General features: G+C 76.2%; 1 protein-coding gene. It reads left to right on the top strand.

Annotated elements, in window-relative coordinates:
* The coding region (locus VFZ20_RS26145) for a condensation domain-containing protein (protein WP_329686911.1) at positions 1-3,842 on the top strand (3,842 nt) is incomplete at both ends.

The following is a 3,842-nucleotide window of genomic DNA, read 5'->3' as shown; positions in this document are numbered from 1 at the left end:
GTGGCGGGCGACGACGGGGACGGCGACCGGCGGCTGGTGGGGTACGTCGCGGGGACGGCGGACGCGGACGCCCTGCGCGCGGCCCTGCGGCGCACGCTGCCGGAGCACATGCTCCCCGCAGCGCTGGTGGCGGTGCCCGCCCTGCCCCTGACGTCCAACGGCAAGCTGGACGTCCGCGCCCTTCCCGCGCCGGAGTACGCGTCGGGGGAGCCCTACGTGGCCCCGCGGACGCCCACGGAAACGGCGCTGGCCGGCACCTGGGCGGAGCTGCTCCGGGTGGAGCGGGTGGGCGCGGCGGACGGGTTCTTTGCCCTGGGCGGGCACTCGCTCCTGGCCACCCGGCTGGTGTCGCGCGTGCGCGCCGTGTTCGGCGTGGAGCTGCCCCTGCGCGCGCTCTTCGAGGCCCCCACCGTGGCGGGGCTCGCCGCGCGCGTGGACGCGCTGGCGCGGGACGGGGCCGCCCCGCAGGCCCCGCCCGTGGTGCCCGTGCCGCGCGGCGGGCCGCTGCCGCTCTCCTTTTCGCAGGAGCGCCTGTGGGTGCTGCAGCGGCTGGAGCCCGCCAGCGGCGCGTACAACCTGCCCGTGGCGCTGCGGCTGCGCGGCCCGCTGGACGCCGGCGCGCTGGCGCGGAGCCTGGCGGCCCTGGTGGCCCGGCACGAGTCCCTGCGCACGCGCCTGCCCGCCGTGGACGGCGCGCCCGTGCAGGTGATCGACCCGCCGGGCGGGGTGCCGCTCCCCGTCGTGGATTTGGCGGGGCTCCCCGCGGCGCGGCGCGAGGCCGTGCTCCGCGCCCTCTCCGCCGCCGAGGCCCTGCGCCCGTTCGACCTGGCGGCGGGGCCGCTGCTGCGCGGCACGCTCGCGCGGCTGGGGCCGGGGGACCACGCGCTGCTCTTCGTCATGCACCACGTCGTCTCCGACGGGTGGTCCATGTCCGTGCTGGTGCGCGAGGTGTCGGCGCTGTACGCCGCCTTTGCCGGGGGGCGGGCGCCGGCGCTGCCGCCCCTTCCCGTGCAGTACGCGGACTACGCCGCGTGGCAGCGGGCGCGCATGGCCGGCGGGGTGCTGGACGCGCAGCTGGCGTACTGGCGCGGGGCCCTGGCGGACCTTCCCGCGCTGGAGCTTCCCCTGGACCGCCCGCGCCCCGCCGCGCAAACCTACCGCGGCGCCAGCGCGCCGCTCGTGCTGCCCCCGGCCCTGGCCCAGGCCCTCCGCGCGCTGGGCCGGGCGGAGGGCGCCACCCTCTTCATGACGCTGCTGGCCGGCCTGCAGCTGGTGCTGTCCCGGTGGAGCGGGCAGGAGGACTTCGCCGTGGGCTCGCCCGTGGCGGGGCGCACCCGCGGCGAGACGGAGGGCGTGGTGGGCTGCTTTCTCAACAACCTGGTGCTGCGGGCGGACCTGCGGGGCGACCCCGCCTTTCGCGCGCTCCTGGCGCGCGTCCGCGAGACCACGCTGGGGGCGTACGCGCACCAGGACATCCCCTTCGAGACGCTGCTGGACGAGCTGCGGCCCCCGCGCGACCCCGCGCGCACGCCGTTCTTCCAGGTGCTGGCCAACCTCAACCCCGCCGACCCGGCCGCGCGGCTGCGCCTGGGGGACGTGGCCGCCGAGCGGATGGAGTGGGGCGAGCCCCGGGCCAAGTTCGACCTGACGCTGTACATCGCCGACGGGGACGCCGTCTCCGTGGACGTGGTCTACAACGCGGACCTGTTCGACGCCGCCACCGTGCGCCGGATGCTGGACGGGTGGCGGGTGCTGCTGGAGGCCGCGTGCGCCGCCCCCGGGCGGCGCGTGTCCACCCTCCCCGTGCTGCCGCCCAGGGCGCGGGCGGCGGCCGTTCGTCCGCGCCCCGCCGTTCCCCGGGACCCGTTCCTGGACGCGGCCCCGTGCCAGTCCCTCGCCGCCTGCTTCCAGGCGCGGGCGCGGCACGCGCCCAACGCGCCCGCCGTGGACGACGGCGTCCTGCGGTGGACGTACGGGGAGCTGGACGGCCACGCCGGGCGGGTGGCGGACGCGCTCCTTCACCGGTGCGGGCCGGGGGCGGGGCGGGTGGCGCTCCTGCTTCACCACGACGCGCCCATGGTGGCGGGGGTGCTGGGCACGCTGCGGGCGGGCAGGACGTACGTCCCCCTGGACCCCGGCCACCCGCCGGCGCGGCTGCGGGCTCTCCTGGCGGACGTGGAGCCGGAGGCCCTGCTGGCCGCGGCGCAGGAAGCCGCCCTGGCGCGGGACCTGGCCGACGGGCTCCCCCTGCTCCTCCTGGAGCCCCTGCTGGCCGAGGGACGAGTGGACGCGGCTTCGGCGGATACGGCTTCGGACTCGGCGAATGTGGTTTCGGCGGATGTGACTTCGGCGGATACGGCTTCGGACTCGGCGGATGTGACTTTGGTAGACGCGGCTTCGGCGGATGTGACTTCGGCGGATGTGGCTTCGACAGATGTGACTTCGGCGGATGTGGCTTCGGCAGATGTGGCATCGGCAGATGGGGCTTCGGCGGATGTGGCTTCGGCGGATGTGGCTTCGACGGATGTGGCTTCGGTAGATGCGGCTTCTGTCGATGTGGCTTCGGCGGATGTGACTTCGGCGGACGTGGCTTCGGCAGATGTGGCTTCGGCGGATGTGGCTTCGGCGGATGTGGCTTCGGCGGATGTGACTTCGGCGGATGTGACTTCGGCAGATGTGACTTCGGCAGATGCGGCTTCTGTCGATGTGGCTTCGGCAGATGCGGCTTCTGTCGATGTGGCTTCGGCGGATGTGGCTTTGGCGGACGCGGATTCGGTGGACGTGGACCCGGACGGGGCGGCGTACATCCTCTACACGTCGGGGTCCACGGGCGAGCCCAAGGGCGTGGTGCAGAGCCACCGCAACGCGCTGCACCACGTCCGCACCTATGCCCGCGGCCTGCACCTGGGCCCCGGCGACCGGCTGAGCCTGTTTTCGTCCTACGGCTTCGACGCCGCCGTGATGGACCTCTTCGGCGCCCTGCTCAGCGGCGCCACGCTGTGCCCCGTCCCCCTGCGGGGCCCGGCGGCGGCGGACCTGCCGGGGGAGGTGCGCCGCCGCGGCGTCACCGTCCTGCACGCCACGCCCACCGTCTTTCGGCACCTGGCCGCGCAGGCGGGGGACGGGGCGGGCCTGTCCCGCGTGCGCGCCGTGGTGCTGGGCGGCGAGGAGACGGTGCCGCACGACGTGGAGCTCTTTCGCCGCTGCTTTCGCCCGGACGCCCTGTTCGTCAACGGCTTTGGCCCCACGGAATGCACCGTGGCCCTGCAGCACGTCACGGACGGCCGCACGCCGCCGGGACGGGGGCCCGTTCCCCTGGGCCACGCCGTGGAAGGGACCGAGGCGCGGCTGCTGAACGCGGACGGCGACCCGGTGGAGGCCCTGGCCACGGGCGAGATCACCCTGCGCGGCGCCCACGTGGCCCTGGGCTACTGGCGGCGCCCGGAGCGCACCGCCGCGGCCTTTCTCCCCGACCCGGACGGGGGCGACCGGCGCATCTACCGCACGGGCGACTTTGGCCGCCTGCTCCCGGACGGCGCCATCGCCTTCGCGGGGCGCCGCGACGGGCAGGTGAAGATCCGCGGGTTCCGCGTGGAGACGGGCGAGGTGGAGTCGGCCCTGCGCGCCCACCCGGCCGTGCGCGCGTGCGCCGTCGTGGCGCGCGAGGACGCGCCGGGCGAGCGGCGGCTGGTGGCGTACGTGGTCCCGGCGGGGCAGCCGCCCGCGCCCGCCGCGCTGCGGACCCACCTGCGCGAGCGCCTGCCGGAGCCCATGGGCCCCGCCGCCTTTGTCCCCGTGGACGCCCTGCCGCTCACCCCCAACGGCAAGCTGGACCGCCGCGC

This window comes from Longimicrobium sp., from assembly GCF_036280135.1.
Taxonomy (GTDB): domain Bacteria; phylum Gemmatimonadota; class Gemmatimonadetes; order Longimicrobiales; family Longimicrobiaceae; genus Longimicrobium.
The sequence above is the reverse complement of the archived record's forward strand: the minus strand, read 5'-3'. Positions and strand labels throughout refer to the sequence as shown.